Raw genomic sequence first — 24674 nt, forward strand, 5'->3', positions numbered from 1 at the left:
AGTGGTGAACATGGCAAAATCTTTTATTGAACAAGTACATTACATACGAATTCCGGTCAGAGACTTAGAAAAATCTGCACAGTGGTACAGTGATGTCTTAGGACTCGAGTTAGTAACCATAACGGAAGATCCGTACGCCATTTTAAAACTAAATGAGGGATCATTTTTACTAATCTTGGTTCCGACTAATGATGAAACATTTGCCCATTTTACCGTTAAAAATGAACCGGCCTTTATGATTGGCTTTACGAGTTCAAACTTATCCCAATTTCATCAGCACCTTGAGGAAAATGGAGTTGAAGTGGAGGATATAAAAGAAGATAAAGGACATGCCTATTTCCACTTTTATGATCGGGATGGCAATAAACTTCAAGTGCACTGGTAGGGGCTAGGAAGTACGAATAAAAAACTCTGTGCAATAACAGAGTTTTTTTAATGAGAACGTTTCACGCGAACAAACAACCCAGCGAGTCCAATTACGGCAAATAATAAAAAGCTGAAAGGGTACGAAACAGCCTGGATGGTACCGCCTGCAACGAATGAGCCAAAGGATTGCCCGAGTCCCAGGAATAAAAAGGACAAACTGACGCCCATTGATGGAAGATTGGGAAAGATGCGCGATGCCCACACGATAAAGATCCCAGTCATCAGGATATAAGCAGCGCCAAATAAAACGGCAGAAGAGTAGATGCTGACAGAATTCGGAATGGTAATGCCTGCAATACCAAGCATCATCATCAAGAGCGTCAACCGGTAAGAAGGAGCTAAGCCGGTCTTCTTGATCAAGCCGCCCGCTGCTCCGCCAATGATTCCTGCTAGCCCCATCACAACCCAAAAGAGAACACTTTCGCCTTCACTCATTTCATGGACCGTGGTTAAGTAGCTTCTTGAAAACGTCCAAAAAATCGATGAACTGACACCCATAATAAAAGAAGCTGCCAGCAGAAATTTTGCCTGTTTAACAAAAGAAAACGACTTCGGCTTTTCCGTGGGGACAGAATCAGGCCTCTTCGATGGAAGAACCCGCATATTCCAAATCGTCACAGCCAGCGCAATAACGGCAAAAAGAATAAAGGCGAGCCGCCATTGGTCCGTAAAAAGAAGAGCGATCGGGGAGATAACCACAAGGCCAAAGCTTGTTCCGCTGTTCATCCAGGTGTTGCCTCTGTCCTGATCCTTTTTCTTAAACGATTCAGTTGCTACTTGAGCATAGGCAGGCGACGCCCATCCGCTTCCAAGCCCTGCAATAAATGTACTGCAGGCCAACAAGTAAAAATTAGGCGAAAAAGCAATCCCTAACAAGCCAATAATCGCGCTTAAGCCGGCAAATTGAACGACGCGAAATTGACCCCATTTCTGAATAAAATAAGAGGATGTCAACAGCGCTAAACAATAGGCGGCATAAGCAGTCGAGCCAACAAAGCCGGCGTTGCTTTCCGTTAGTTTCAACGTTTCAGAGATGGGCGGGAGAAATAATCCAAAGCTGAAACGGGCAAATGCAAAGGTAACACCAATCATCGCGATCCCCGGCAATACAAATCTCCACATAAGGGCAACCTCCTTTAATAGATAGAACGATCATTATACTTTCGCTTCAAAAAAAAGAATAAGCAATTCATCAGCTTACTCTTTAAACAACATGTGAACCATATCTGTAAATTCATTCGCAACGTCGTCCAGGTCATGCAGTTCAGTTAAAGCAGTCGCTCCTTCAAACAGCATGGCCAGCTGCAAAGCATGCTTTTGCGTCATGCCATGTGTAAGAAAAAATGAACGCAGCGACTCTTTATGCGCAACAACCTGTTTCACAATTTGTTGATTTTCAAATGAATACTCTTCCTTTGCTCGTAAAAACATACAGCCGTTGCTGCCTTCAGAGCGCAGCCAGCGAATATGTGAGTGGGCCAATAACCGGGCAGTAGAAGCTATATCCTTGGCATTCCCCTCTGTAACAGCTTCCTCCAGATAGGCGAAATATCTTTCCCCCCGCTGATTCAGCACCTCTAAAATCAGATCTTCTTTTGAATCGAAATGATTATACAGCGTCATCAAAGCAACGCCCGCTTCCCCAACAATACGCTTAAGACCAATCGCATGAAATCCATTTTCATAAAACAGCTCTTCCGCACGCTCGACTAAATCCTGTCTCTTTTTGCTCATCAACAAACCACCTTAGATAGAATGATCACTCTAAAATTAACATACTCAACTATTGGTTGCAAACGAGTGAGGCCTATTTTATTTAGAAAATGAAATGGATTATTTTCATAAAATGGTATTTAATAGAATGATAGTATTGTTTATTTTGATTGGAGCGCATTATTCAATGTTCATGGAGGAGGAGGGCCCCGAGGATGAAAAAAATTAGTAAGGTTTGGGTTGTCATCTTCATACTGGCTACCGTGTTATGCATATTTGGTCAGGAATTAGCTTACTTTTTGAGTGAATACTTCATTCCAATCTTCCCTGTTTATTACTTGTCTGGATCAACAATTATAGGAATTTTATTATACATAGTGTCAGGTTTCTTGCTATTTCGCTTATTCAAAAAACAAGATTCGGTTTCACACTATCGTGATTTATTTTTGTTGGTTTTCTTTATCGTGGCGCCTGGTGCATCTATTTGGTCAATTTTTGTAACGGTGATGTGGTGGGGCTAGATCCTGAAATTTATCCAACCAAAATAAAAGTAAGGAGTCTTAATCCATGCTCATCCGCTATATCCTGATTTTTCTGTTGTTTTTTGGCCTCACTTTTTTCCTGGATTTGGAGAACTGGACATGGCTTGATCAGCTTTTTTTCACCTTGTTTGGGACAGGTGTTTTTTGGCTATTAAAGCCTAAAGAACCTGGGTGATTATAATCAAAAAAATGAAATCTCAATAAAGTAATAAATGCAGCTCATAAAAAAATTTTAGAGGAGTTATCATGATGAAGAAAATCTGGCAGGATGAAAATGATTATTTCAAATTAGAACCTTTAACAACGAAGGCAATAGAAAAAGCAGAAAAGATGCTGAAAGTAAAACTGCCTGCAGCTTATATTGACCTGCTTAAGCTACAAAATGGCGGGATGATCATCTATAATGCCTTCCCTGTAAATGTGCAAACTTCTTGGGGTGAGGATTATATTCATATTGAACATATTTTAGGCGTAGCCGAAAAAGACGGCATAATGCAGAGTGAATATTTAATAGAGGAATGGGGATTGCCAAAAGGGATAGTTCTATTTTCGGGTGACGGACACTCGTGGATTGCATTTGATTATCGAAAGACAAACGAGGAACCTCCGATCATCTACATAGACACAGAGAGGGAGCAGATCATCGAATTAGCTCCTCATTTTAGCGAGTTTTTGAATGGATTGTTTGTGGAAAACGAAGAGCTGGAGGACGGGGCCTTCGAATACGAGAAAAAAGAGTATACTCTTGAAGAAGTCGAAGCAGCGTTTGCAAGCAATGACGAACAGGAGCTGATACTTGCTTTAGACTACTTACATGAAAACTCAAAAGGAAATGAATATTTCATTGAACAGCAGCTGCTAAAACTGCTACAAAGTCCAATACTGGAATTTAAACAACTAGCCGCTAATGTTGCAGACGGTTTTAATGAAACAGGGGTTTTGTCTCCTGGAGCTGTTGAAAAGATGGTAACTGTTATACGGAAGGATAAAGACATCGAGTATTATGCGGATATGTTTTTTCCTGATAACTGATCTGAGCTTTTTCAAGTGGTGCAAAAGAAACAAGTGTGAGTAGGAGATAGGCTGATTATTAGTAGAATTTATAGTAAGATAGATTACTTTTACTAAGGGGGATTTATTTATTTGAAAAAGGCAATTCTGAATTATGAAGACTTGAATGAAATGCTGGATGGATTCCTAAGAGAGCCAGAGGAATTTTGGGATAATTTTTATGAGGATAGAACGAAAGAAATTCCGTTTTTTAAAAATAAGGGTCCCGATGAGAATCTTGTAGAGTATTTCACTAACGGACTGGCACCTGAACGAGTCTTGGAAATAGGATGTGGACCGGGCAGGAATGCGGTTTATATGGCTAAGAAAGGCTGTAAAGTAGATGCCTTGGATCTTTCATCTAATGCGATTGAATGGGCAAAAGAAAGAGCTGAACAAGAGGAAGTCAAGATAGAATTTCATTGTATTTCCTTATTTGACTTCAAGTTTAAGCCACGCTCCTATGACTTTATTTATGATTGTGGGTTATTTCACCACTTAGCACCACACCGGAGATTAAACTATCTTGAAATGCTGGAAAAAGCATTAAAAAAAGATGGATACTTCGGAATCGTTTGCTTCAATACTGAGGGAGCCTTAGATACACCGGATTGGGAAGTATACAAAAAAGGCAGCTTACATGGTGGAATAGGTTACACAGAAGAACGATTGAAAGAAGTGTTTATAAATGACTTCAATATCGTTGATTTCAGGACAATGAAAAAGATTACTCAACCAGGTGAATTATTTGGTGAAGACTTTTTGTGGGCATGTTTGATGCAGCTTAAAAACAATGGTTGATACCATCAACATGACATCGAGGAAAGTGAGTCGGTAATAAATGAGGAATGACATTATTTTAAATAAGATCAGTATCATCGAGCGCTGCCTTCAAAGGATTCGAAAGGATATGATGATCAGCCGGCAAATCTGAACAATATCACAAAGCAGGATTCCATCATTTTAAATCTCCAAAGAGCTTGTGAAGCGAGTATTGGCATAGCCATGTATGTTGTAGCTGAGAAGAGGATTGGCTTACCCCAAAATCGTTTTGAAGCATTTACTTTTCTTGAAAAGGAAGAGGTCATCTCCTCCCCGCTTAGTCAAAAAATGAAAGCAATGGTCGGTTTCCAAAGGACAGCCGTTCATGACTGCCAGGAAGTCAATGTTGTTATCTTGCAGAATGTAATTGAGGATCGCCTTGTTGACTTTATGGAGTACACGAAAACGATTTTGGCTTATTAATTTGGACTTTATGTGAACCATTGTACGTAATAAAAATGGAGGAATTCCTAGAAAGATTTCTAATAAGAACCCCTTTAATGACCAAAAGGAGTTCTTACTAATATTTATTCAAATCCAACCGTTAGTTTAATAAAAAACGATCCCAAAACGTTTCTTCCACTAAAAAGAATTTTTCGTGACAACACACTGCTAATATACATTTCTCGTCATGATAAAACTGTAAATCTTCTGGTAGATTACCCATCCAATCAAAAAGAGAATTACTGCGTTCTTTCAAAAATTGAGTTGTATCATTATTCAATTGAAAATAGAAAACATAAGCTGTGTCTTCAAGAAGTTTTGTGGTTTCCCATTCTTTTTGTATTCGTCTTTCAATTAAATGCCATCTAATATCGGATATAATATCATCAACATAGGCAAGACGCTCTTCTTCAATCTCCATTAGTTGTCTATTCTCCACAAAAGCAAAGCGGTTGCAGTTCCTTGAGAGTAAGTCTATTAAATGCTTATAACGTTTACCTTTTACATCTTTATTGATCATTAACATAGAAGTCTCACCTCCACAAAGCGTCTCTATATCTAACGCTTTCTGCTCTACAAAAACCCTTCACTCCTTGTTCGCAAAATGCAATACCTTATGTAAGGTATTCAATTAATTTAGTTCACCCTACTTAAAAGGCATATAAGAAAGCTTCCTCCACACCCACTCAAGTGGACCGGTTCCCATAAATTTAACAAATAGGTGAGCTACAGCCATCATCCCAATGCTGATGCCGATCCAGGCGGCGAAAATAGCATACACATTTTGCATCAGTGCAAGTCCAAGTCCCCAGCTGTAAAACAGGAGGGAGGCGGCAATGTTTTGCAATACGTAACAGCTTAAAGCGGCTTTTCCGATGGTTTCAAAGCGTGCCAGCAGCCACTTCCACCAGCCGCGTTCAAGAATGAAAGCCAGCAGACCAATATACCCTAAGGAAAGAATAGGCGCAAACAAATAACGTACAGGTAAGTCAAATAATCCTCCCGGGACAAGAAGCAGCATATTTAACGGAATCCCTAAACCAAGTCCCCATCGCAACAAACGTTTTCGTATACGTTTTCCTTTTTCGCTGTCATCAAAAGCCCCATGCCTAAAGAGTCGAATGCCGGCAATGTAAAGAGCGATATTCATGAAGATGATGGCAATAGCTTCAAGACGTAATCTGATGAAATCACGCATACGGTAGGAGATTTGTTCAACATACGTCCCGGTTGTGTAGAGATCTTTCACTTCGCTGAACCCGGCTGCAATTTCAGCAAGCAGCGCATCATCACGAAGAATGAGCATCCAAAGGAAGGAAACAATCGAAACGCCTACAATATGAATAACAGCAGAAGCTTTCATCCAAAAATTCAGCGAGCCTTCATATCTTGAAAGCAGAAGAGCAACAATGATGCCAGTAAAGGCGTAGCTCATTAAAATGTCGTATTCAAACACTAAAAAGTAATGTAGCAGTCCATCCAGAAAAAGAAGGACCATCGTCCAACTATAGAAGGGGAGCCACGGCAATTTGTCTCTTTTAGCTTTTCGGTACTTAAGCTCTAAGCCAATCCCAAACATAATCGTAAGCAAACCAAGCAGCTTGCCATTGATCAATACCGTTTGTATAGCAGCTAAGAATGCTTCTAGATTGGACAGCCAACCATCTGCTGACATTAAAGAGATAAAATCTCCTGGCTGAGCAAAAAGCCAGATATTCGTACCAAGTGTTCCGATAATAGCAAATCCACGCAGTATATCAAGCAATCGAATCCGTTTTGATTGTTCCATCCCTTTCTCCTCATCCTGTCCGCGAGAGGGTCTGCCTTAGGTGTTGGGATGACAAATTCCTTGAATCTGACTTCGAATTACTTTTTGGATCATGTCCAGGTTTAGGCGGGAAGGGTCTAGTAAAGCGTGAAGGGCAATCCCGTCTGTCAGAGCATATAGCTTCTCAGTCTCAAGCTCTTTGTCAATTCCATCTTTTAATAGTTTCGATTCATCTAAATGATGAAGAAGATGAAGAATAACAGCATAGATTTGGTCATCATGAAGAGTGAAGCCGGGCTTATGACGGGCATAGGCTGTAAAAGCTAACCATACCTCCATTTCTACTTTGGATTGATCGTTCAATGGGATAAGCTCAAGCAGTAAAGCGACAGTTTTGTCTAAAAGGGGAATTGGCTGGTTTATAATCGCCTGCATTCTTTCTCCAACGCCCGCCTTTACTTCCTCCATTGCAAAGTGCAGGAGCTCATCCTGTGTTTGGAAGTAGTGACGCAGTGCACCGAGGGAAAGCCCGGCTTGCGCAGCAATTCTTCTTGCAGAAGCTCCTTCGATTCCATCATTTAAAATGACTTGAAAGGCAGCTTCAGCGATTTGTTTTTTACGTTGAGTGTGATCTACTTTTTTTGGCATAGACCTAGTATAGCAGAGACGCGTCACGCGGACATTTATTTAGTACAACTGTATTAAATTTAATCTTTAAAAGAATTCTTGTCAATACAGTTGTACTAAATAAAAATATTGGGATAGCTTTAGTGAATCACAGCTAAAATACGGATGAAGTATATATCGTATAAAAATAAATTTATAAGAGTGCAAACTGTATTATTCGCTCTTAAGATGGTAATATTAATAACACAAGAGTGTTTAAAATGGTTTTAATCTTTAACTAAGGAGATGGATACGATGAGCGCTATACAAGGAATCAAGAAATTACCCATCTCTATCAAACAATCAGATGCCTACGAATTATTCATGAAATTGGCGGATATATCAGGAAAAATGGGACGGCTGGATGAGAAATTTAAACGGTCAATTTTAAGAAGTGATTTTATTAATACCCTTGCATTAAAAGAATCTGTTCAATCGACCCGGATTGAAGGTACACAGGTTACATTTACAGATATGGTTGAACAAACGCACAAAACAAATCCCAAATGGGAACATATCGAGGTAACGAATTATCAACATGCATTAATGTCTGGACATGAACGCATCCAAATCGGCTATCCCATTACCACCCGCCTCATTTTAGACCTTCATAGTTTCCTCATGGAAGGTGCCCGCGGTACAAACGCTGCACGTGGTGAATTCCGTAAGATTCAAAACTTTATTGGTCCAACGAACAAGATTGAAGATGCTGTTTATATTCCGGTACCGGCAAATGAAGTAGAATCGTATATGGAAAATTGGGAGATCTATGCGAATAAGCATCCTTACGGAGATAAGTTACCCACAAAACACCTTAAGAAGGATGAGATTGTGATCGACGAAGATAGTCACCCTCTCTTGAAAGTGGCAATTTTACATGCACAATTTGAATCTATTCATCCGTTTTTAGATGGAAATGGTCGTCTTGGCCGTATTTTAATTGCACTCTACATGGTTCAATCTAAACTTATTGCTAGCCCTATATTCTTTGTGAGTGAGGAGCTTGAAAAACAACGTTCACGCTATTATCACTTATTAAATGGAGTGAGAGGACAAAATCCGGATTGGAATAGCTGGTTGAAGTTCTTTTTAAATGCCTCGGATCGCATGGCAGACAAATTGACCGTTCTAATTGATCGTGCAGAATTCACTGCAGCACAAGGACTAGAAAAATGTGAAAGACCCATTCAAAAGGACGTATACTTATATACATTCAGAGAACCCAATACAACAGCAGTACAAGTGGCTGCACATTTTAGCATTGCAGCTTCAACAGCTCGCAATGTTTTAAATGAGCTGGCTGGATTAGGTTTGCTTTTTAAAGACTCAAGTCAAAAACGCAATATTGAATACTTTAACTATGATGTCTTAGATTTGTTAAGTTAGATTACCTGGAGGTGGGACAAATCTCAAAAAAGACTGCCATATAATAAATCTTGTTATCTTGCAGAATACCCTAAATGATCGTCTTGTTGACTTTATGGAGTACACGAAAACGATTTTGGCTTATTAATTGCTACCGAAAAATGAAACAACACTTTTTTTGCTGGTGAATCTCCTTAGAATGGAAGTTATCTATGGCTACATTGAGACAACAATTGAAACAGCAACGACCTGAGGAAGAATAAAGTATTAATTATTTTGTGATGTTATAATTAAAATAAGTATTCTTATGGGAGGTGCTTTTATGGCTGTAAGAAGACAGGATTTATATAAAATAATTGATAATATTTCAGAAAAGAATTTAGAAAAGGTAAAAGAAATCCTTGAGACCCTAAGTAAATATGAAGAAGAATTTGATGAAGTTGAACCAACTGAAGATCAGAAGACAGCGATTGATGAAGCGAATAGCGGAGAATTTCATTCTTTTGAAGATGTTTTTAAGGACGACTTAGGTGTTTGAAATAAAGTTTCAAACAAAGCGAAGAAGTTTGTTCAAAAACAAGATACTCATGCAAGAAAAAGAATTAAAAATGCTTTATTACATTTAGCAGAAGCACCATACAATCAAAAAGAAAATGATATTAAAAAGTTGAAGGGATATACCAATACATTTAGGCTGAGAGTTGGCGATATCAGAATGATTTATAAGGTAGAAGACGAGAAAGTAATTGTATATGTGTTAGATATCGATTTCCGAGGTAACATATACAAATAATAATATGTCTAAAAGGTTAGGGGAAGCTGTTCTAACCTTTTTTACATTATCAGCAGAACCTTCCTCAAACAGATCCTTAGACACACCCCAATCAAGAACGTTATCCTAGACAAAATAGAAACAGTTGAAAGGGTGAAGGAAATGAAGATACTAGTAGTTGGAGCAAATGGACAGGTTGGTAAACATGCCGTATCCATGATTCAAGAAAAGGAAGGGCTGGAAGCAAGAGCGATGATCCGAAAGCAGGAGCAGGCTTCTTATTTTGACGAGCTTGGTGCTGAAACGGTTCTGAAAGATCTTGAGAAAGACGATATAGATGCGATCTCTGAAGCAGCTGAAGGTGTGGATGCAGTAGTCTTTGCTGCTGGTTCAGGTCCTAAAACCGGTCCAGATAAAACGATGCTGATTGACCTTGACGGCGCAGTTAAAACGATTGAAGCCACGAAAAAAGCTGGTGTGAAGCGATTTGTCATGATCAGCTCATTTGATACGACACGCGAGGCGATTCAATCTGCTCCATCATCATTCGCACCATATGTGGCAGCGAAGCATTATGCAGATGTCTGGTTGAGAGACACGGACCTTGACTACACCATTATTCATCCTGGTGCACTTACAAATGATCCTGCAGCGGGTACTGTTACGGCAGGAGAAAAAGTGGAGCGGGGCGAGATCCCAAGAGAAGACGTAGCAAGCGTCATTGTTTCCGTCCTCCAAAACGACTCAACCATCGGAAAAGAATTCCAGGTAGTAGGCGGAGTGAAGCCTGTGCAAGAAGCTGTAACGTCGCTTTAATAGAAAGTCAGAGTAGAAAAACCCCCAGGTTAAGCGCCTGGGGGGTTTTTTATGCTGGATGCTGCTTTCCTCCTGATGAATCATAGACTCGTATTTTCTAAACGTCTTCGCTCTCCATAAAATGATAAAAGCAATCAACAATCCAACTAGGGAAAAGGACAGAATGACGGATTGAATGTCAAAACCCCGGGAAACGAGCAGCGCTACGCTGGCATAAGCGATTGGATCAGTTAAAGTGTATTGTCTAAAATTTAACTGATTTCAATTTAAAAAGAAGGATTGATTTGCTTGTGACTGATGATAATCAGTACTATAATTGTTAGTATAATAATAACTATATATACAGATGAAGTTTAAAATAAAAATCATTCGTTAAAACTGAAGGGAGACTAATAAGAAATGAGCGTGAATAGTGTGTCTCAAAAAGAAAAGCGCTATACTCGTCGTCTTAGCCAAGTTGGGAATAGTTTGTCTGCTGGCATTCCTAAAGAAATTGCGACCGCATTGGATATGGCAAAAGGTGATGAAATTGAAGTTTATTACGATGAAGAAAGGGGCGAAATTGTGATGAAGAAAGCAAACCGTTCCGTTCCGAAAGGAATTCGCCCAGATGTGCTGAAAGCCATGAACAGGGCTATTGGAAAATACGATAATGCACTTCGAAATTTGAAAGACCGATAGATATTCATCGGAGGAGTGAATGTTTTGACTGTTGAGTATTTGACGGGAGAAGAAATCGAGATTATACATTACACGATTATGGACTTATATCATGACATCGATCAAGCCGGTATAAAGAACAGAGATCGGTTTGAGGCTATGCTGAATAGACCGAAAACAGAACTGTACGGGAAAGAAGCCTTTCCTACCATTCAAGAAAAAGCATGCTGCTATTACCACTCTATAGCAAGAGGAGGGCATATTTTCCAAAATGGAAATAAGAGAACAGCTCTTACTGTTTTTGAAACTTTTTTGAATATTAACGGCCTTGAATTAACGTTAACCGAGGATGAAGCAGAGGATTTTACGGTGTATTTAGCATATGATAGTAAATTTAAAGATAATGACTGCATCAAATACCTGCTAGCAGAGTTGGAACATGCCATTCAACCCCTTACTGAGGAATTATAACTTACGAGAAATTTAGTACAAAAAGTGAAAGAGGAGGGAATTATTTGGAAAGACTCCATCACCGATTAAATTCTGCTAAAAAAGCACTTGGTTCATTTCAGCAGCTGGCTATGCTTGATCAAATGAATGAAATAGAACGGGATGCTGCTATTCAGCGATTTAAAAATTCTTTTGAAGCGTGCTGGAAAGCCGCTAAGGAATTCTTATATAATGTAGAAGGTATTGATGTAGGCTCTCCCAAAGGGGTGATCCGGAGCTGTCGGGAAGTTAACTTGCTGCAAGAGGATGAAACGACCCTGGGGCTAAAAATGGTCAATGATCGAAATCTGACAGTTCACACATATAATGAAGAAGTAGCGATTCTAATTCAGTCAAACTTAACTACCTATTATCATCTGCTGGAAAAGTGGATGGAACAGATTCGTGCAAGAATAAGCGAAAAACATATAGAGTAGAGGCTGTGGCTTAGACGAAGGAAACCTCTCCTTAAACGTTTATAACAATTTTTTCTAAAATCAACTATTGATTTTTAAGTAATATCGCCTCAGAACGTTAAGTCGTACTGGGGCTTTATTTTTTAAAGCTGAATTGAAATTTAAAGCTAAGAGAAGTTTAGATACATTCATCATCAAAATTCAATCATTCACTCTATCAATTTTAGTTGCGGTCGTGGAAGCCGGGTCAGACTCATATAGCACATCGAACCCTATCTCAAGCCTGTCTCCAGCTTGAAAAGAGTATATATCAGCAACATCCTGCGGCACAGTCACCCATACGTACCCACGGCCGGTATCCAAATAAATGCTATCTTCTTCAATCGATCCAACCGTTCCGATTAAAGGCAATGCAGCTACATGTCCCCCTTCATCTGCCAGGGTGTCTTCGTGCCCAGGAAGGGGTTGAATGTCTTCCTGGAAAAAGTAGAAAATCAGTAGAATGCCGGTTAAGGCAGCGGCGAGAAAATAGATGGATACTTTCACTTTGAATGCCTCCTTACAAGTTCAAATGTAAAATATGCTGTGGCCCTTTAGGTCCTTCAAAAATCTCTCCACCATCTATAAAACCTGTTTGCAAATAAAGATTGATTGCCGCTTGATTTCGTTTGTTGACACCTAGAACCACTTCATTCACTTCCGGGGCGGCTTCTTTCATAAACGATGGCAGGAGTTTCAGCCCGGTTTTAGCAAGGCCTTTTCCCTGATGTTTAGCATCGATGGAGAAGGAGGTAAGTAATATCGCTTGTTTATTGGTTGAATAAGCTTGAAGTTTTTCGCCGGTTTCAAGAGCAAAATAGCCTGCTGCTTCATCCCCGCTCAGAATTAAAATATGGAGTGTATCGTTACAAATAGTGGGGCTGAAAATTTTATCTAAAGGAAGACTGGTGAATTCCAGCTGGTCTTTAGGAAGATAAAAAGCTGAAAGCTGTTCTGTGTAGTTTTCGCTGTATGGTACGAGCTTTACATTAGGGGCAGTAGTGTCAGCTGCCATGATCGATTCCTCCATTAACTAGATAGTGGCTTTGAGCCATATGTATTGCTTCCCGGAAGCTTCTTGATTTCATTCCATTCTTCAATCGCCTCGTCACGGCTTTTTCCTTTATTTACTGGATCAGCAAAAAAGTCTCGAATGAATTGATTATATTCAAATTGAGGTCCAATGTTTTTCTTAAACTGTGGATCTTTCTTTCGTTCTTCTTCCTCATGCCAGGCGTTCACTGCATCACGATACGTTTTACCGGCATTGTCCTTAAAGTATTGCTGGATGTAAGTAGAAAAATGAAAGTTCGGGATCACGGTCTTAAAAAAAGCTCGTACGTTCTGGCTGCAGCGATGATTTTCCTGAATTACAGTATCGAGGTGTAACTCCAGTTCCACGTTCTTCGGTGTTTTTGGCCTTTTAGCTGGCTTGATGATCTCGCCAGTCCGCAAAAAAGTCTCAATTCTCTCGGCAATCTCCCGTTTAGAGCCTGAAGCACTCAGTCCATGCTCCCGGCAAAATAGCTGCAGTTCTTCCTTTAGCCAATAATAATCGCTAAACTCTTCTGCTTTTGTTTCCTTCTTCAGCTCCGGTCTCATCCACGCCACCTCCATTTACATCTATCCCCTATTATAGAACATTTGTTCCTGATTAGGTAAACTATTTAGATTCCATTCGAAAAAATATTGAATCATCTTATTAAACTCATCCTTTTCCAATAAGGTGACTTCTTGACTCAAAGTTGTTTGACGCTAAAAGAATGAATAGCTTCTTTCTGTATTGTATCAACTTAATTTACATATTTGGTAAAAAATAATATATGATCAAATTATATAGATTGAAATAGGGTAGGGGAGTGTCGAGATGAAACGTCTGCTGATAAGCATATTAATTTTTTTATTCATATTAACTGGATGTGCAACGAGTCAAAATTTGCAGTCGAAAACGACAAACGATGGAGAAGAGGTCGTCATTTCTGAAATTAATGATGATGAATTGGTTGTTTATAAAGATCTAAAGGACCCCACTGCAGAGTACCCTTCCTACATCGTTAAAGTAAATGAAGAGACCAAAGTAATCATAAATGGCAAGCAGGGAGAAAGATCAAATTTAAAAATGAATCAAACGGTGAACATTTTACTTATAGACGGCATACTGGATGAAAGAGAGGATATGACAGCAAGCAAAATTGAAGTCCTGAAGTAAAAATGGACACAGTTGTACCTTGCTTTACAAATAAAAACACCTGCAGCGTCATGTCTGCAGGTGCTCATCATTTATTCGGTCTGACGGGTTCTTTGTTCAGCAAGCGTATCCCAAAACGAAGTATCCGCTGTTTCGATGGAGCCGTCTGCAATGGCACGGACAGCGGCATCAAGAGTCGTTACGGTTTGCTTGATTAAGTAGCCATTGCTTTTTTGGCCTAATACATAGTCTTCGCGGTAGTGGTCAGACATGCCGCGCATTTCAAATAAGAGGGTAGAGATGCCGTATTCCACAGCGATCCCGTTTCGGCTGATCGTTTCAGCTGAACCTCCGGCGTACTTGCCTAGGTGCCCCCAGCCTGTAGAATCAACAGCGTCAAATACCACAGCGCCAAGCTGCTTGGATCTTTCTACCACCTCGGGATCTGCATTTGGTGTAGTTGGATAGAGAATGGAACCTGAGACAAGCTTGCCGTCACGCTCGCTGTTTGCTCCCTGGTGATGCAGATCAATCATGTAATCAATGTCATATTTCTGCATGACATTAAAATGAAGAGCCTGTGTTTCCGGCTGAATTTTATCCACATGATCACGATTTAAATCAACTTCCAGCGCATTATAACGGGTCAGGTTCCGTCCCCCATCAGCAATGTAGTCATCAAGTGAGAAATTCACATCTCCCATTGCACCATCAGCATTTAGCATCGGTACAATTAGGATATTTACATCATCTGTTACACCCTTCATTTTCCCTGTTCCAAGATGCTTGATAAAATCAAGTGCACCTTCAGTTGTCAGCTGCTCATTTCCATGCTGCTGGGTTAAAAACAGAATCGTAGGATTGTCGGGATTAGTCATATATTTAGCGAGATACAGATCACGGCCTTTTACACTTTGACCGATGACTTCTAGCTCTAACTGCTGCTGTTTAGCTTCCTGTGTTTTCAGGTAGCTGACCATTTCTTCATATGTATGAAGGATGGAGGTATTAATGGTTTCATTTCCCCCGTAGCCCGGGCCATTTCCGACGGCTGCTGCCGGAGTTGATGTAAAAGGAGAGGCGCTCAGTACCAGTGCTCCTGCGATTGAAAAGGTAAGTAAGGTTTTTTTCATCATCTGTATCCTCCTATAAGGTATGGTTTAGATTAGTTTGATGGACTGTAAGAAGTAAGAGGGATGTTCTCGTACTCTTCAGGATTCAACGTTTCAACAGATCCATCAGCCACTGCTTCCACGATTCCATTCAGTCCGCGTTCTACTGACTGAACGAGTCTGCCCTTTTCTTTCTGCCCCATCATCTGTGTCTGGCCGCGCACTTCAAACAACACTGTGCCGCTGCCATTTAATGCGTAGCTTCCGAGCGCTGTTCCGGGCAAATCAAGTCCTTGAGAATAAAGGGAGATATTGCCGAACTTGGAGTTACCGTATGACTGAAGTTCGTTGTAGGCAGCAAGGTTCAGCTGTCTGGAAAAATCATAATCATAGTTATCAGCATATTGAGCATACTTTGCTCCTTCAGCTGTACTTGGATCCGGAACGAATTGTGCAGATAAAGAAAGGGTAACTTCGTCATCTGTCCCATCCACGTAGTACATGCCTTGATGGTGGATATCAACAAAAACATCGACCTCGCCAAACTCTGTCTGAAGGGACTTGTACACATCACGGGAGGTTTGTGATTCAGGTGTTATATACCAGCCTGGAAGATTTGAGGCTCCCGGGAAGTCCTCTGCTTGCGGCACGTAATCCAGGTCAGGGTTGAAATCACGGTTTACATCAAATCCCGGATTTTCCCCGTAGTTATAGCTTTGGCTGATGCCCCGGTCCAGATAGTTCCAGGAAGGAGTTGCTCCTGCAAGCTGCGGGAAATCTTCCACCGCTTCACTCCAGGTCATACTGTTGCGTCGCTTGTCCGCTTCAGAGGCATCAGGGTTCATCATCGGCATAAAAACAATCGTCAATTCTTCACGGATTTCTCTAGCTTCCTTTGAATTGGATGACAGGTCCTTAAGCATATTCAAGATAGCGACAGTACCTGTTTTCTCATTGCCGTGAATCTCGCTTTGAATTAACAAAACCTGATCACCAGTTCCCACTCGAGCAGTGTAGATATCTAGCCCTTGATTAGACTGCCCAACCGTCTCCACTTGAACGGTCCCTTTGCTCGAGGCTTCAATTTGCTGGAGTTTTTTCTGCAGTTCATCGTAATCAATAAAGCCTGAAATGGAATAATCATGATGGTGCTCCGGCTGACTTTTAGCAGCGACCTCAGCCGGATATGCAGGCATGACAAGAGCCGTGCACAATCCTAAAACACCTACAGACGTGAAAAGTTTTTTCTTCAATGAAATCATCCCTTCGTACTCCGTTTTTTGTTCGATCCACTCCAAAACTGCTAACTGCTTCCTTTATCCTCCTCCACTTCCAACTTTAGTAGGTATCCACCGCCATCATAGCAAAGAAGCGAACAGAATGTGTACAAAATTTGAATTTTCAGAACTTAAGCATTAGAGAAAATTTATATTAAAGAAACAACCACTATACAAAGGGCGATGGGGGTAAGCAAGAGGACCCTGTGCGTTGGAATTATTTCGTAGTTCGAAATGCATAATCACAAAATCAAAACCTATACGACTCTTAAAACTATTAATTATTTCTGTATTATATCTTATAATACGATATAATCGTTTTATAAGATATAAAGGAGTGTTTTACCATGAGCAGCACAAGCCAATTCAACCAGTACTGGACAGACATTTACTTTCATTTACATTACCCGCATAAGGAAAAGATTTCTCATCAGGTAGTCCGGATTCTGCAGCTTGTTGATAAAATAGAAGGAGTCGGGATAAATGACATTGCTTCACATATTCAAGTGTCTAAGAATACGGCGTCTGAGCATGTGAAGCGTATCATTGAAAAGAAGTTGTTGACCAAAGAAAGAGATCCGCTTGATGAAAGAAAAGTGGTGCTGTGTCTGACGGATTCAGGCCGTGACGTGCTGCACAGAAATACAAGCCTTGATGAAGAGAAGCTTGAACGCTTGTTGGATGGACTGGATTCTAGTGAAAAAGAAATGGTGGAACAGGCATTTAAATTGGTAAGTGAGCGGGCAAAAACATGTTCCTCTTCATGAAAATTGTCGCTTCGGCGATTGTGATTGGAGTCGTGACGGAGATCTCAAGAAGGTTCCCCTCATATGGCGGCGTAATCGCAGCACTCCCACTCGTCAGTCTGCTGAGCATCATCTGGCTGTACGTGCAAGGAGAGCAAACAGCCGTCCTGAGCAAGTTCGCATTAGGCGTGCTTTGGGGCTTTCCGGCAACCGCTGTTTTACTTATCATTGTGTACTTTTCCTTGCAAAACTCTCTTCATCTACTCGCGTCAATTGGCTTAGGGATGAGCGGATGGCTGCTGTTCCTGTGGATGCAACATGCGGCGGTGGAATATATGAAAAGTTTTACCTAATTCATTTTCAAGGAGGATCACATGGAATATAGAGGACCAAACGCATATGACCAGGAAGCATTTTTCTCAAACTATATGAAAAGAAGAAGCAGGAAGGACAGCCCGAATCAGGCGATTGAAACGCCGATCATCTATGAACTGCTGGGGGACTTTCAGGATCAAACTATCTTAGACATCGGGTGCGGTGACGCTTCTTTTGGCAAAGAGTTACTCGAGAAGGGTGCTGCATCCTACACGGGAATTGAAGGCTCAAGGCAAATGGCTGAAGCGGCAAAAGAAAATCTCGCGAGTTTAAATGGAGAGGTCCTCCACTTCACAATGGAAGCGTATGACTACCCGGAACATACCTACGACATCATCACCTCACGCTTTGTGATCCATTATGCAGCATGTCTGGAAGAGCTGTTTCAAAATATCCATCAATCCTTAAAAGAAGTCGGCCGGTTTATCTTCAGCGTCCAGCACCCTCTCACCACCGCTTCATTCCTGAGTAAAAAAGAGGGAGACAGGCGGGGAAACTGGATTGTGGATGACTATTTCATAGAAGGAGAAAGAAAAGAACCGTGGTTAAACGAAACCGTCGTTAAATACCACCGCACAGTCGAACACTATTTCAGCTCACTGACCCATGCTGGATTTACGGTCACAAACCTGCGGGAAGGCAAACCAGAACGCAAAAACTTCACGGACGAAACGGAGTACGAAAGAAGACTCCGAATTCCCGTCGTACTGGCATTTTCATGTGTGAAGAGTGCTACTTTACATACGTAAACAAATGCATATCTATTTCATCAAAACTCCCAATCGTCTCGTGTAAATCCCAAAGCATGATACGTGACGTTTCATCGTTCTTCCGAAAAGGCTGCAGCTTTTCGATGTGTGCAGCGTAAACTGGGTTAAACTTTACACGACCGTTCGATCGATTCTTTAATTTAAGTAAGCCCTTAAACGCCATATCTGTTACCGTTTGCCCTGTTTCTTCATAAAGCTCTCTGATCGCACATTGCTTAGGTGTTTCGTGTTCTTCCCTTTGTCCAGCCGGCAATTCCCATTGTTCACGCCAGGTGTTGTAGCAGATCAGGTATTTTCCTGAACAAACTAACACGGCAAAGGAACCGGCAAGGGGAGAATAGTCGTTCATTTCCTCTTCATGGACTGACAGAAAATCAAGAAACACATAACCGTTCTTCTCCCTATCATTCAAATGGCTGCACCTCCATTTCCTCATAACGATAGTAAAAAGCCCGGTCAAAGGAACCGGGCTTTACTCATTTCTTCTATTAATTCGGCAAGACCCCAAGCAATACATGCTTCCAGCTCGAGCGCTTGCCAAGTGTACCGAGGTTATCGGTGGTCAGGCGGTCGACATTCATTGGGGTAATGTAGGCAGAGTTGAAGCGCTCGACTTGTAGCGGATCGATGACGATCCATTCGGCTGGTTCAACATTTGAATACACTTCCTGGCGATCCTCCACGCGAAGACCGAGGTCAACAAGCCTTGGCTCGATCAGGCCGGTTGGGGAAAGGGTGTAGAGCCGCTTTTCATCCAGGCTGATCGTTGGAACGGTGGTTGCGCCAAGTGCTTCATCTGTAACAATTTCATTGACGACATTCTGGCCGATAAACCATTCAGGCCCCGGCTCCTGCAGATCCACATCAACCGAATAATAGCTTTTCTCATCAGTCTTTGGTTCTTCTTTTGGTAGCTGAGGATTCGCTACAACTGCGCCATCCACTGTGCTATTGGCAACAGGGGATGATACTTTCGCCGGCATGCCTGCAAGCACATAAAGCGCTTCTTCATCGGTTAAAAGGATTCTGGACGTCAGATTGTCTGAGTAAATCGTGATCAGCGGGTTTTCCACGCCTTCAGATAGATGGGCGATTTTTCCGTTAAAATCACTTTCCACCTGAACCGTCGGGCTTTCTTCAAGCCCTTCGCTCAACCGGGTGAATTTGGCTTCCTGCGCTTCCAATCGTCCGACTGCTGCTTCCTGTTCTCCGATTTGCTGATTGAGCAGAGAGCGGGTCTGGTCAATCGTGGCGTCAGAAATATCAATGCCCACTTCGAGTTCAATATTCAGCAGCAGCTCCTGGTCATCAAGTGAAGACGTTGGGTTTGCATCTGTTGAAGAAGAAGAGATCGTGGCGTCACTTAATTGACGCTCCAGCGTTTCAAGCTCTGAAATGTAGGACTCCACCGCATTGATTTCGCTGCGGATTTGTTCAGCCTCTGAATCAAACAGCAGGCGCTGCTCCTCTAAATCCACGACATCGTATTCATACAGCGGCGTGCCGGATGTGACGACCTGTCCTTCTTCCACTAAAAAGCGGGTAAACATGCCAAGCTGCTCTGAAAAGTAAACATGCTGCTCGGTTGCGGTGTGAATGACGCCGTCTTTTACGAGAATTTCCTGCAGATCCTCTGTTTGCGCCTGCTTCTGATCGTGCACAACGGACGTGCGGTCGACAAGCAGCAGATCCTCTTTAATCAAGTACAGGTTGATGCCGACAAACAACACGCCAAGCATGCCCGCGGTAATCCATTTTCTTTTGTGACCCATGTTGTCTGCCTCCTTTAGCGAAACAATAGATGATAGAAATTAAGTGTGGCAAACGTGGCGGTGATTGCCCAGAATGAAAGATTCAGCGTTAAAATAATGAGAATAACGGCCCACCACTTTAAAGTGGAAATGGCACGCAGCGATAAAAACTGCCAGTACATGACCCAGATTTTAAAGAGGGAAATGCAGCCGAGAAAATAAATCGTCCAGCGATGCTCGATAAACAATTGGCCAATAACGCCCCACGAAAAAGGAGAGGAATACCAGTTGATTCCCTGCCACAGCATCAGCCCAATGTAACTTGCCTGTTCAAGCAGCAGAATCGCGAGCGGAAACAGCGTCAGCAGTGTCACTTTTTTAAATGGCTGTTCCTTTGACGCGATCTTGTAAATCAAAGCCGGCACTAAAATCAATACCGTTACATAAAGAATCCCGAGTGCCAGGCGTCCAAGCAAAAAGTAAAATCGCTCAAGATCATGGGTTAAGCCAAGGGATGTCATAAATTGACCGGACCATCGCTGCGTCCCCATACCGATCCAGGCAGATAAACCAAATAATAAAATGCTAAGTATGTAAAAACCTATAAAGTATCTTTTCGTATGTATAAATGAATCCGTTTCTTTCCATGTTTCCAAAAAGACAGAAGGCGCTTTAAACCCTCTTAACAAGCTAAACCGCATACCTTGAACCTCCCAATCTACTAACTACTTCTATTGTAATGAAAAAAGCGAAAGTTGTCACTTCTAGAAACATTTTCAAGAAAGATGTTAAAACATGCGGTGAAGCCTTGATAAATAAGGAATTTTGCATTTAAAAAAGACGGATTTTATGGAAAAAAATATATTTTGTCATATTGGCGCATTTCCCTCATAGGATGGGAGAGCACCCCAAAAAAATAAAAGGATTTGAAAAGGAGGCAATGCAGCGGTAAAAGCCCGCCAAACATAAGTCCTACAAGGTCTAAAGAAGAAACTTCCGTTTTTATCCTTTCAAAAAGACAATAGGTAAATATGACGTTTTTACCAAATCAAACAAAAAACGCTATGACAAACAGGCAAAAATAATATAAAATAAATTTAAATTAAGCGATCATATTTGTAAGTTACGGTTTTTTATGGAAAAAAGAAGGAACGGAAATTCATTCATTCAGAGAATCAGCCAACATCAAGGGGGAAATTGGTATGAAAGAATCGATGACAAAGTTCGAAGAGCTAAAAAGAGAATTCGAAGAAAGCCTGAACCGCAGCTTAGAGCAAAAAGAAATCGAATTTTTACGCTGGCTTGCTAAAAAGATATCTGATCAGGATGGATCGATGTACGATGCCTTTGCTTTATTCAATAAAATGTCCGTTGTTCCAATACGTTAATTCATCTGAGCAATGACAAAAGACATGCGAAAGCCGCTGCACCGTCTCGTCTCCTGCGTGTCTTTTACAGTGAGTGTCTGCCGGGTTAAGAACCGGTTAACCGGAAACACGGGTGCACTCACGTCGGATATTCCACCGCCTAATCCTTCAGCCCATCCCTTCAGGCCCATTCAGTACACCTGATTGTCAAGCGTTCATGAGCTGGCTTCAGCTTCTCCCGGCACGCTTTTATTCATGACTTTGACGAAAGAAATATCCAAACCTCCTGCATAAAGACTTTAGCAGGAGGTTTTTACATGGAAAAAAACAGTCCATCGGCCTTGTTTAAAGAAGGTTTTAAGCAGGAATAGTACCACCATGAGATAAAACGAAACGGAGTGAGAAAAATGGAAATGGAACAGGTGCTACCACACAAAATGGAAAAAGCGCGATTGACGGATTTGATGGAAAAAGCGTATAAAAAAGGAACAGAAGAAGGTATTACGACAACCAAGCTGGTCAGCTGGCTAGCTGAAGAAATGAGAAAATAGACGAAGATTTTCTGCAGCGTACCAACTGCAGTTTTTTTTTGCCCACTTTTTAATCAGAAAAGGAAAATCCTTCTTTTTTGTAGAATGAGTACAATAGGGGGGATGGCTTTGGTTAAAAAAGTAGAAGAACAGAAAATCGTGGAACATAAGCAGGAAAAAAAGATGCGGAAATGGCAATGGTTGGTGCTCGGTGTCACGCTGTTTATCGGTCTGGTTCTATTGATCGGCCTGTTTGTCCTGAACAGCTGGATGGGCAAGTCAGAAGCCGTCACAGAAGGCGAGCTTTCAGTTGCCGTGCTTGATGCTGGTGTAACCGTGACAAGAGACGACAACGGGGTGCCGCATATTGAGGCGGAAAGTGACGCAGATCTTTACCGCGCGCAGGGCTTTGTGCAGGCGCAGGACCGGATGTTTCAAATGGACCTGGCAAGACGTCAGGCAAGCGGAAGACTGGCAGAAGTAGTGGGAGAAGCGGCGGTTGAGACAGACCGCTTTTTCCGCACGTTCAGTTTGCGCCACGCAGCAGGGCTTTCCTATGACGGCTACGGAGAAGAAGCAAAGCAGGTGCTCGCCTGGTACGCTGAAGGCGTCAATGCCTATATGGAAACAGCCAAAGAAGAAGGCACGCTGCCCTTTGAATTCAGCATTTTAGGCTATGAGCCGGAGCCATGGAGTGAAGTGGACTCGTTAACGATCGGCAAATACATGGCTTATGATTTAAGCGGAAACTGGTCCTCACTCGCTTTCAGACACTGGGCAGTCGGGGCATTCCCGGAAGAAAAAGCAAGAGAACTTTTTATTACCTATCCTGACAATGCACCTGCAGTGATCGAAGCCAATAAAAACAATCCAGTAGACATTGCATTTGGAGACCTGCCCCTGCCGCCTGAACACAACGGCAGCAATAACTGGGTCGTATCAGGGGACCGCACAGAAAGTGGAGAACCGCTGCTCGCAGACGATCCCCATCTTGGCTTAAGCACCCCGTCGATCTGGTATCAAATGCATTTAACCTCACCGGAGCAAAATGTAAGCGGTGTCATCTTTGCCGGCATTCCGGGGATCATACTCGGCCACAATGATGACGTGGCGTGGGGCGTAACCAATGTTGGCCCGGATGTGCAGGATTTATATATTGAAAAACAAAATCCGGATAACAAAAGAGAGTTCTGGTACGACGGAAAATGGGAAGAAGCGGACGTACGCGATGAACCAATCAAAGTAAAAGACGGGGAAACGGTCGACTACCGCGTAGTCACGACCCGGCACGGTCCGATTATTTCGCCTGTTATTGAAGACCCGGAGGACGCGAACACACTCTTTTCCATGCAGTGGACCGCACTTGAACCCACACTTGAGCTTCAGGCAGTCATGAATATGAACAAGGCGAAAAACTGGGAGGAGTTTGAAGCAGCGCTCGAGGATTTTCACTCGCCAGCGCAAAACTTTGTCTTTGCCGCAAAGGACGGCACGATTGCCTATAAAGCAAACGGAAGGATCCCCATCCGAAAATCAGGCGATGGTCAGCTGCCGGTGCCGGGGGATTCCGCTGACTACGAATGGTCAGGCTACGTGCCCTATGACGAGCTGCCGACACTCGTGAACCCGGAAGAAGGCTTTATCGCAACCGCCAACAATGCAGTGGTTGATGATTCGTATCCGTACCATATCACCGATCTCTGGGCACAGCCCTACCGCTATAAACGCATCGTAGAAGTGCTTGAAGAAAACGATGAAATGACAGTCGACGACATGATGGCGCTGCAAATGGATATTAAGAATCTGTACGCTGAGGAATTTCTGGATAACATGATTCAAACCCTGCGCACTTCACCCAATGGAGACGAGTGGGAAGAAGAGCTTGCCATTTTAGAAAAATGGGACCGGATGGATGATAAAGACAGCGCAGGACCGCTGCTGTTTCATCGGTGGATGAAGGAGCTGCCGCTTGTGCTGTTTGAAGAAGACATTCCGGAGGACGCGATGGAGTTATTCCGCGGCACCAATCACATCACCGACCAAATGATGCGCGACAGCTTCAGCGGCGATGAGCCTCTTTGGGTGAAGGACTATGGCGGCGTGGAAGCGTGGCTTGGTGATGCACTCGACCGTGTCGTGAGTGACTTGAGCGAAGAGTTCGGAGAAGACACGGCTGACTGGCGCTGGGGCGACTATCATCAGGTGTACTTTGAACACCCGCTTTCCTCCGCCTCACCTGTTCTTGCCTGGCTCTTGAACCGGGAAGGACCGATTGAAACAAGCGGCAGCCAGATTACCGTGCAGGCACAGTCCTACGGCGCAGACGGGATTGCCGATCACGGAGGAGCCTGGCGCTTTGTAGCAGACTTAGCTGACTTGTCCACTTCCTATCATCTGGTTGGACCTGGTCAATCCGGCCACGTAAAATCCGACTGGTACCACGATCAGATTGAGGACTGGATTGACGGCAGCTACCATGAAACAGCAGCCGCCCCACAAAAAGTCGAAGGCGAGGTGCTGGAGCTTACTCCATAAAAAAGAAGGTACAAAGGGAAAATCCCTTCGTACCT

At 42.3% G+C, this 24674-nt stretch carries 32 protein-coding genes and 1 pseudogene; 19 read left to right on the forward strand and 14 right to left on the reverse strand.

Annotated features, from left to right (window positions below):
* The first annotated feature begins 10 nt into the window (after positions 1-10).
* The gene (locus tag P6709_RS06150) at positions 11-385 is read left to right on the forward strand and encodes a VOC family protein (RefSeq protein WP_278240021.1); all 375 of its coding nucleotides are present in this window, start codon (positions 11-13) and stop codon (positions 383-385) included.
* 47 nt (positions 386-432) lie between these two features.
* Here the strand turns inward: P6709_RS06150 and P6709_RS06155 are convergent, their stop codons facing one another.
* Positions 433-1548: an MFS transporter gene (locus P6709_RS06155; RefSeq protein WP_278240022.1), complete on the reverse strand. Its 1116-nt coding sequence runs from the start codon at positions 1546-1548 to the stop codon at positions 433-435.
* Between the two features lie 75 nt (positions 1549-1623).
* Positions 1624-2160, reverse strand: a complete 537-nt coding sequence (locus tag P6709_RS06160) for a TetR/AcrR family transcriptional regulator (protein WP_278240023.1) — start codon at positions 2158-2160, stop codon at positions 1624-1626.
* 194 nt (positions 2161-2354) lie between these two features.
* Here P6709_RS06160 and P6709_RS06165 point away from each other — a divergent pair, with 194 nt between their 5' ends.
* From P6709_RS06165 to hepT, 4 genes are all read left to right on the forward strand, one after another.
* Positions 2355-2660: a hypothetical protein gene (locus P6709_RS06165; protein ID WP_278240024.1), complete on the forward strand. Its 306-nt coding sequence runs from the start codon at positions 2355-2357 to the stop codon at positions 2658-2660.
* A 270-nt stretch (positions 2661-2930) separates the two neighbouring features.
* On the forward strand, positions 2931-3713 hold the full coding sequence (locus P6709_RS06170) for an SMI1/KNR4 family protein (protein WP_278240025.1): 783 nt from the start codon (positions 2931-2933) through the stop codon (positions 3711-3713).
* A 111-nt stretch (positions 3714-3824) separates the two neighbouring features.
* A complete protein-coding gene (locus P6709_RS06175; protein ID WP_278240026.1) occupies positions 3825-4532 on the forward strand; it encodes a class I SAM-dependent methyltransferase in 708 nt (235 codons plus the stop codon).
* 159 nt (positions 4533-4691) lie between these two features.
* A complete protein-coding gene (hepT, locus tag P6709_RS06180; RefSeq protein WP_336618993.1) occupies positions 4692-4976 on the forward strand; it encodes a type VII toxin-antitoxin system HepT family RNase toxin in 285 nt (94 codons plus the stop codon).
* 121 nt (positions 4977-5097) lie between these two features.
* Here hepT and P6709_RS06185 read toward each other — a convergent pair whose 3' ends face one another.
* From P6709_RS06185 to P6709_RS06195, 3 genes are all read right to left on the reverse strand, one after another.
* Positions 5098-5523, reverse strand: a complete 426-nt coding sequence (locus P6709_RS06185) for a stage III sporulation protein AH (protein WP_278240027.1) — start codon at positions 5521-5523, stop codon at positions 5098-5100.
* 120 nt (positions 5524-5643) lie between these two features.
* On the reverse strand, positions 5644-6786 hold the full coding sequence (locus P6709_RS06190; protein WP_278240028.1) for a DUF418 domain-containing protein: 1143 nt from the start codon (positions 6784-6786) through the stop codon (positions 5644-5646).
* Positions 6787-6822: 36 nt separating this feature from the next.
* Positions 6823-7413, reverse strand: a complete 591-nt coding sequence (locus P6709_RS06195; protein WP_278240029.1) for a TetR/AcrR family transcriptional regulator — start codon at positions 7411-7413, stop codon at positions 6823-6825.
* 273 nt (positions 7414-7686) lie between these two features.
* Between P6709_RS06195 and P6709_RS06200 the strand changes: the two genes are divergently transcribed.
* The 7 genes and pseudogenes from P6709_RS06200 (at position 7687) to P6709_RS06225 (ending at position 11970) form a co-directional block, all read left to right on the forward strand.
* On the forward strand, positions 7687-8817 hold the full coding sequence (locus P6709_RS06200) for a Fic family protein (RefSeq protein WP_278240030.1): 1131 nt from the start codon (positions 7687-7689) through the stop codon (positions 8815-8817).
* Between the two features lie 301 nt (positions 8818-9118).
* Positions 9119-9334: a hypothetical protein gene (locus P6709_RS06205; RefSeq protein WP_278240031.1), complete on the forward strand. Its 216-nt coding sequence runs from the start codon at positions 9119-9121 to the stop codon at positions 9332-9334.
* Positions 9335-9355: 21 nt separating this feature from the next.
* Positions 9356-9589: pseudogene (locus tag P6709_RS20505) on the forward strand (type II toxin-antitoxin system RelE family toxin); the annotation flags it as partial.
* A 141-nt stretch (positions 9590-9730) separates the two neighbouring features.
* Positions 9731-10384 carry an SDR family oxidoreductase gene (locus tag P6709_RS06210; protein ID WP_278240032.1) on the forward strand — a complete coding sequence of 218 codons (654 nt, stop codon included), beginning with the start codon at positions 9731-9733 and terminating at the stop codon, positions 10382-10384.
* A 399-nt stretch (positions 10385-10783) separates the two neighbouring features.
* Positions 10784-11065: an AbrB/MazE/SpoVT family DNA-binding domain-containing protein gene (locus tag P6709_RS06215; protein ID WP_278240033.1), complete on the forward strand. Its 282-nt coding sequence runs from the start codon at positions 10784-10786 to the stop codon at positions 11063-11065.
* Positions 11066-11089: 24 nt separating this feature from the next.
* Positions 11090-11515 (forward strand): type II toxin-antitoxin system death-on-curing family toxin, encoded by a 426-nt coding sequence (locus P6709_RS06220; RefSeq protein WP_278240034.1) that lies wholly within the window; start codon positions 11090-11092, stop codon positions 11513-11515.
* A 44-nt stretch (positions 11516-11559) separates the two neighbouring features.
* Positions 11560-11970: an HI0074 family nucleotidyltransferase substrate-binding subunit gene (locus P6709_RS06225; RefSeq protein WP_278240035.1), complete on the forward strand. Its 411-nt coding sequence runs from the start codon at positions 11560-11562 to the stop codon at positions 11968-11970.
* A gap of 180 nt (positions 11971-12150) precedes the next feature.
* On the opposite strand, the gene P6709_RS06230 is transcribed toward P6709_RS06225, so the two are convergent.
* Genes P6709_RS06230 through P6709_RS06240 form a run of 3 tightly spaced genes read right to left on the reverse strand, consistent with a single transcriptional unit; the run spans position 12151 to position 13590 of the window.
* Positions 12151-12495, reverse strand: a complete 345-nt coding sequence (locus tag P6709_RS06230; protein WP_278240036.1) for a hypothetical protein — start codon at positions 12493-12495, stop codon at positions 12151-12153.
* A 13-nt stretch (positions 12496-12508) separates the two neighbouring features.
* Complete coding sequence (locus tag P6709_RS06235; protein WP_278240037.1) at positions 12509-13003, reverse strand: GNAT family N-acetyltransferase; 495 nt, start codon at positions 13001-13003, stop codon at positions 12509-12511.
* A 14-nt stretch (positions 13004-13017) separates the two neighbouring features.
* A complete protein-coding gene (locus tag P6709_RS06240) occupies positions 13018-13590 on the reverse strand; it encodes a DUF6434 domain-containing protein (protein ID WP_278240518.1) in 573 nt (190 codons plus the stop codon).
* 265 nt (positions 13591-13855) lie between these two features.
* On the opposite strand from P6709_RS06240, the gene P6709_RS06245 reads away from it, so the two are divergent.
* Positions 13856-14197: a hypothetical protein gene (locus P6709_RS06245; RefSeq protein WP_278240038.1), complete on the forward strand. Its 342-nt coding sequence runs from the start codon at positions 13856-13858 to the stop codon at positions 14195-14197.
* Between the two features lie 71 nt (positions 14198-14268).
* Here the strand turns inward: P6709_RS06245 and P6709_RS06250 are convergent, their stop codons facing one another.
* On the reverse strand, positions 14269-15309 hold the full coding sequence (locus P6709_RS06250) for a M14 family zinc carboxypeptidase (protein WP_278240039.1): 1041 nt from the start codon (positions 15307-15309) through the stop codon (positions 14269-14271).
* Between the two features lie 32 nt (positions 15310-15341).
* Positions 15342-16550 carry a M14 family zinc carboxypeptidase gene (locus tag P6709_RS06255; protein WP_442905314.1) on the reverse strand — a complete coding sequence of 403 codons (1209 nt, stop codon included), beginning with the start codon at positions 16548-16550 and terminating at the stop codon, positions 15342-15344.
* A 362-nt stretch (positions 16551-16912) separates the two neighbouring features.
* On the opposite strand from P6709_RS06255, the gene P6709_RS06260 reads away from it, so the two are divergent.
* Genes P6709_RS06260 through P6709_RS06270 form a run of 3 tightly spaced genes read left to right on the forward strand, consistent with a single transcriptional unit; the run spans position 16913 to position 18435 of the window.
* Positions 16913-17332 carry a MarR family winged helix-turn-helix transcriptional regulator gene (locus P6709_RS06260; RefSeq protein ID WP_278240040.1) on the forward strand — a complete coding sequence of 140 codons (420 nt, stop codon included), beginning with the start codon at positions 16913-16915 and terminating at the stop codon, positions 17330-17332.
* On the forward strand, positions 17317-17664 hold the full coding sequence (locus P6709_RS06265) for a DUF3147 family protein (RefSeq protein ID WP_278240041.1): 348 nt from the start codon (positions 17317-17319) through the stop codon (positions 17662-17664). The genes P6709_RS06260 and P6709_RS06265 overlap by 16 nt, the downstream gene beginning before the upstream one ends.
* Before the next feature lie 21 nt (positions 17665-17685).
* A complete protein-coding gene (locus P6709_RS06270) occupies positions 17686-18435 on the forward strand; it encodes a class I SAM-dependent methyltransferase (RefSeq protein ID WP_278240042.1) in 750 nt (249 codons plus the stop codon).
* Here the strand turns inward: P6709_RS06270 and P6709_RS06275 are convergent.
* The 3 genes from P6709_RS06275 to P6709_RS06285 form a co-directional block, all read right to left on the reverse strand.
* Complete coding sequence (locus tag P6709_RS06275; protein ID WP_278240043.1) at positions 18419-18868, reverse strand: NUDIX hydrolase; 450 nt, start codon at positions 18866-18868, stop codon at positions 18419-18421. The genes P6709_RS06270 and P6709_RS06275 overlap by 17 nt on opposite strands.
* Before the next feature lie 76 nt (positions 18869-18944).
* Positions 18945-20228, reverse strand: a complete 1284-nt coding sequence (locus P6709_RS06280; RefSeq protein ID WP_278240044.1) for an efflux RND transporter periplasmic adaptor subunit — start codon at positions 20226-20228, stop codon at positions 18945-18947.
* Positions 20229-20242: 14 nt separating this feature from the next.
* Positions 20243-20908: a hypothetical protein gene (locus P6709_RS06285; RefSeq protein WP_278240045.1), complete on the reverse strand. Its 666-nt coding sequence runs from the start codon at positions 20906-20908 to the stop codon at positions 20243-20245.
* Positions 20909-21409: 501 nt separating this feature from the next.
* Between P6709_RS06285 and P6709_RS06290 the strand changes: the two genes are divergently transcribed.
* Positions 21410-21595 carry a hypothetical protein gene (locus tag P6709_RS06290; protein ID WP_278240046.1) on the forward strand — a complete coding sequence of 62 codons (186 nt, stop codon included), beginning with the start codon at positions 21410-21412 and terminating at the stop codon, positions 21593-21595.
* Here P6709_RS06290 and P6709_RS06295 read toward each other — a convergent pair.
* Entirely contained in the window at positions 21592-21765 is a 174-nt protein-coding gene (locus P6709_RS06295) for a hypothetical protein (RefSeq protein ID WP_278240047.1), read from the reverse strand. The genes P6709_RS06290 and P6709_RS06295 overlap by 4 nt on opposite strands.
* Before the next feature lie 216 nt (positions 21766-21981).
* On the opposite strand from P6709_RS06295, the gene P6709_RS06300 reads away from it, so the two are divergent.
* The gene (locus P6709_RS06300; protein ID WP_278240048.1) at positions 21982-22125 is read left to right on the forward strand and encodes a hypothetical protein; all 144 of its coding nucleotides are present in this window, start codon (positions 21982-21984) and stop codon (positions 22123-22125) included.
* A 102-nt stretch (positions 22126-22227) separates the two neighbouring features.
* On the forward strand, positions 22228-24639 hold the full coding sequence (locus P6709_RS06305; protein ID WP_278240049.1) for a penicillin acylase family protein: 2412 nt from the start codon (positions 22228-22230) through the stop codon (positions 24637-24639).
* Positions 24640-24674: the final 35 nt, after the last annotated feature.

The sequence above is a fragment of the Jeotgalibacillus sp. ET6 genome, from assembly GCF_029667115.1.
Lineage (GTDB): Bacteria > Bacillota > Bacilli > Bacillales > Jeotgalibacillaceae > Jeotgalibacillus.

What these genes read in the sequence shown, in the direction of transcription:
- P6709_RS06150 (WP_278240021.1), top strand. Translation starts at nt 11, where the DNA reads ATGGCAAAATCTTTTATTGAACAAGTACATTACATACGAATTCCGGTC.
- P6709_RS06155 (WP_278240022.1), bottom strand. Translation starts at nt 1,548, where the DNA reads ATGTGGAGATTTGTATTGCCGGGGATCGCGATGATTGGTGTTACCTTT.
- P6709_RS06160 (WP_278240023.1), bottom strand. Translation starts at nt 2,160, where the DNA reads ATGAGCAAAAAGAGACAGGATTTAGTCGAGCGTGCGGAAGAGCTGTTT.
- P6709_RS06165 (WP_278240024.1), top strand. Translation starts at nt 2,355, where the DNA reads ATGAAAAAAATTAGTAAGGTTTGGGTTGTCATCTTCATACTGGCTACC.
- P6709_RS06170 (WP_278240025.1), top strand. Translation starts at nt 2,931, where the DNA reads ATGAAGAAAATCTGGCAGGATGAAAATGATTATTTCAAATTAGAACCT.
- P6709_RS06185 (WP_278240027.1), bottom strand. Translation starts at nt 5,523, where the DNA reads ATGTTAATGATCAATAAAGATGTAAAAGGTAAACGTTATAAGCATTTA.
- P6709_RS06190 (WP_278240028.1), bottom strand. Translation starts at nt 6,786, where the DNA reads ATGGAACAATCAAAACGGATTCGATTGCTTGATATACTGCGTGGATTT.
- P6709_RS06195 (WP_278240029.1), bottom strand. Translation starts at nt 7,413, where the DNA reads ATGCCAAAAAAAGTAGATCACACTCAACGTAAAAAACAAATCGCTGAA.
- P6709_RS06200 (WP_278240030.1), top strand. Translation starts at nt 7,687, where the DNA reads ATGAGCGCTATACAAGGAATCAAGAAATTACCCATCTCTATCAAACAA.
- P6709_RS06205 (WP_278240031.1), top strand. Translation starts at nt 9,119, where the DNA reads ATGGCTGTAAGAAGACAGGATTTATATAAAATAATTGATAATATTTCA.
- P6709_RS06210 (WP_278240032.1), top strand. Translation starts at nt 9,731, where the DNA reads ATGAAGATACTAGTAGTTGGAGCAAATGGACAGGTTGGTAAACATGCC.
- P6709_RS06215 (WP_278240033.1), top strand. Translation starts at nt 10,784, where the DNA reads ATGAGCGTGAATAGTGTGTCTCAAAAAGAAAAGCGCTATACTCGTCGT.
- P6709_RS06235 (WP_278240037.1), bottom strand. Translation starts at nt 13,003, where the DNA reads ATGGCAGCTGACACTACTGCCCCTAATGTAAAGCTCGTACCATACAGC.
- P6709_RS06240 (WP_278240518.1), bottom strand. Translation starts at nt 13,590, where the DNA reads ATGAGACCGGAGCTGAAGAAGGAAACAAAAGCAGAAGAGTTTAGCGAT.
- P6709_RS06245 (WP_278240038.1), top strand. Translation starts at nt 13,856, where the DNA reads ATGAAACGTCTGCTGATAAGCATATTAATTTTTTTATTCATATTAACT.
- P6709_RS06250 (WP_278240039.1), bottom strand. Translation starts at nt 15,309, where the DNA reads ATGAAAAAAACCTTACTTACCTTTTCAATCGCAGGAGCACTGGTACTG.
- P6709_RS06255 (WP_442905314.1), bottom strand. Translation starts at nt 16,550, where the DNA reads ATGATTTCATTGAAGAAAAAACTTTTCACGTCTGTAGGTGTTTTAGGA.
- P6709_RS06260 (WP_278240040.1), top strand. Translation starts at nt 16,913, where the DNA reads ATGAGCAGCACAAGCCAATTCAACCAGTACTGGACAGACATTTACTTT.
- P6709_RS06265 (WP_278240041.1), top strand. Translation starts at nt 17,317, where the DNA reads ATGTTCCTCTTCATGAAAATTGTCGCTTCGGCGATTGTGATTGGAGTC.
- P6709_RS06270 (WP_278240042.1), top strand. Translation starts at nt 17,686, where the DNA reads ATGGAATATAGAGGACCAAACGCATATGACCAGGAAGCATTTTTCTCA.
- P6709_RS06280 (WP_278240044.1), bottom strand. Translation starts at nt 20,228, where the DNA reads ATGGGTCACAAAAGAAAATGGATTACCGCGGGCATGCTTGGCGTGTTG.
- P6709_RS06285 (WP_278240045.1), bottom strand. Translation starts at nt 20,908, where the DNA reads ATGCGGTTTAGCTTGTTAAGAGGGTTTAAAGCGCCTTCTGTCTTTTTG.
- P6709_RS06290 (WP_278240046.1), top strand. Translation starts at nt 21,410, where the DNA reads ATGAAAGAATCGATGACAAAGTTCGAAGAGCTAAAAAGAGAATTCGAA.
- P6709_RS06295 (WP_278240047.1), bottom strand. Translation starts at nt 21,765, where the DNA reads ATGGGCCTGAAGGGATGGGCTGAAGGATTAGGCGGTGGAATATCCGAC.
- P6709_RS06300 (WP_278240048.1), top strand. Translation starts at nt 21,982, where the DNA reads ATGGAAATGGAACAGGTGCTACCACACAAAATGGAAAAAGCGCGATTG.
- P6709_RS06305 (WP_278240049.1), top strand. Translation starts at nt 22,228, where the DNA reads ATGGCTTTGGTTAAAAAAGTAGAAGAACAGAAAATCGTGGAACATAAG.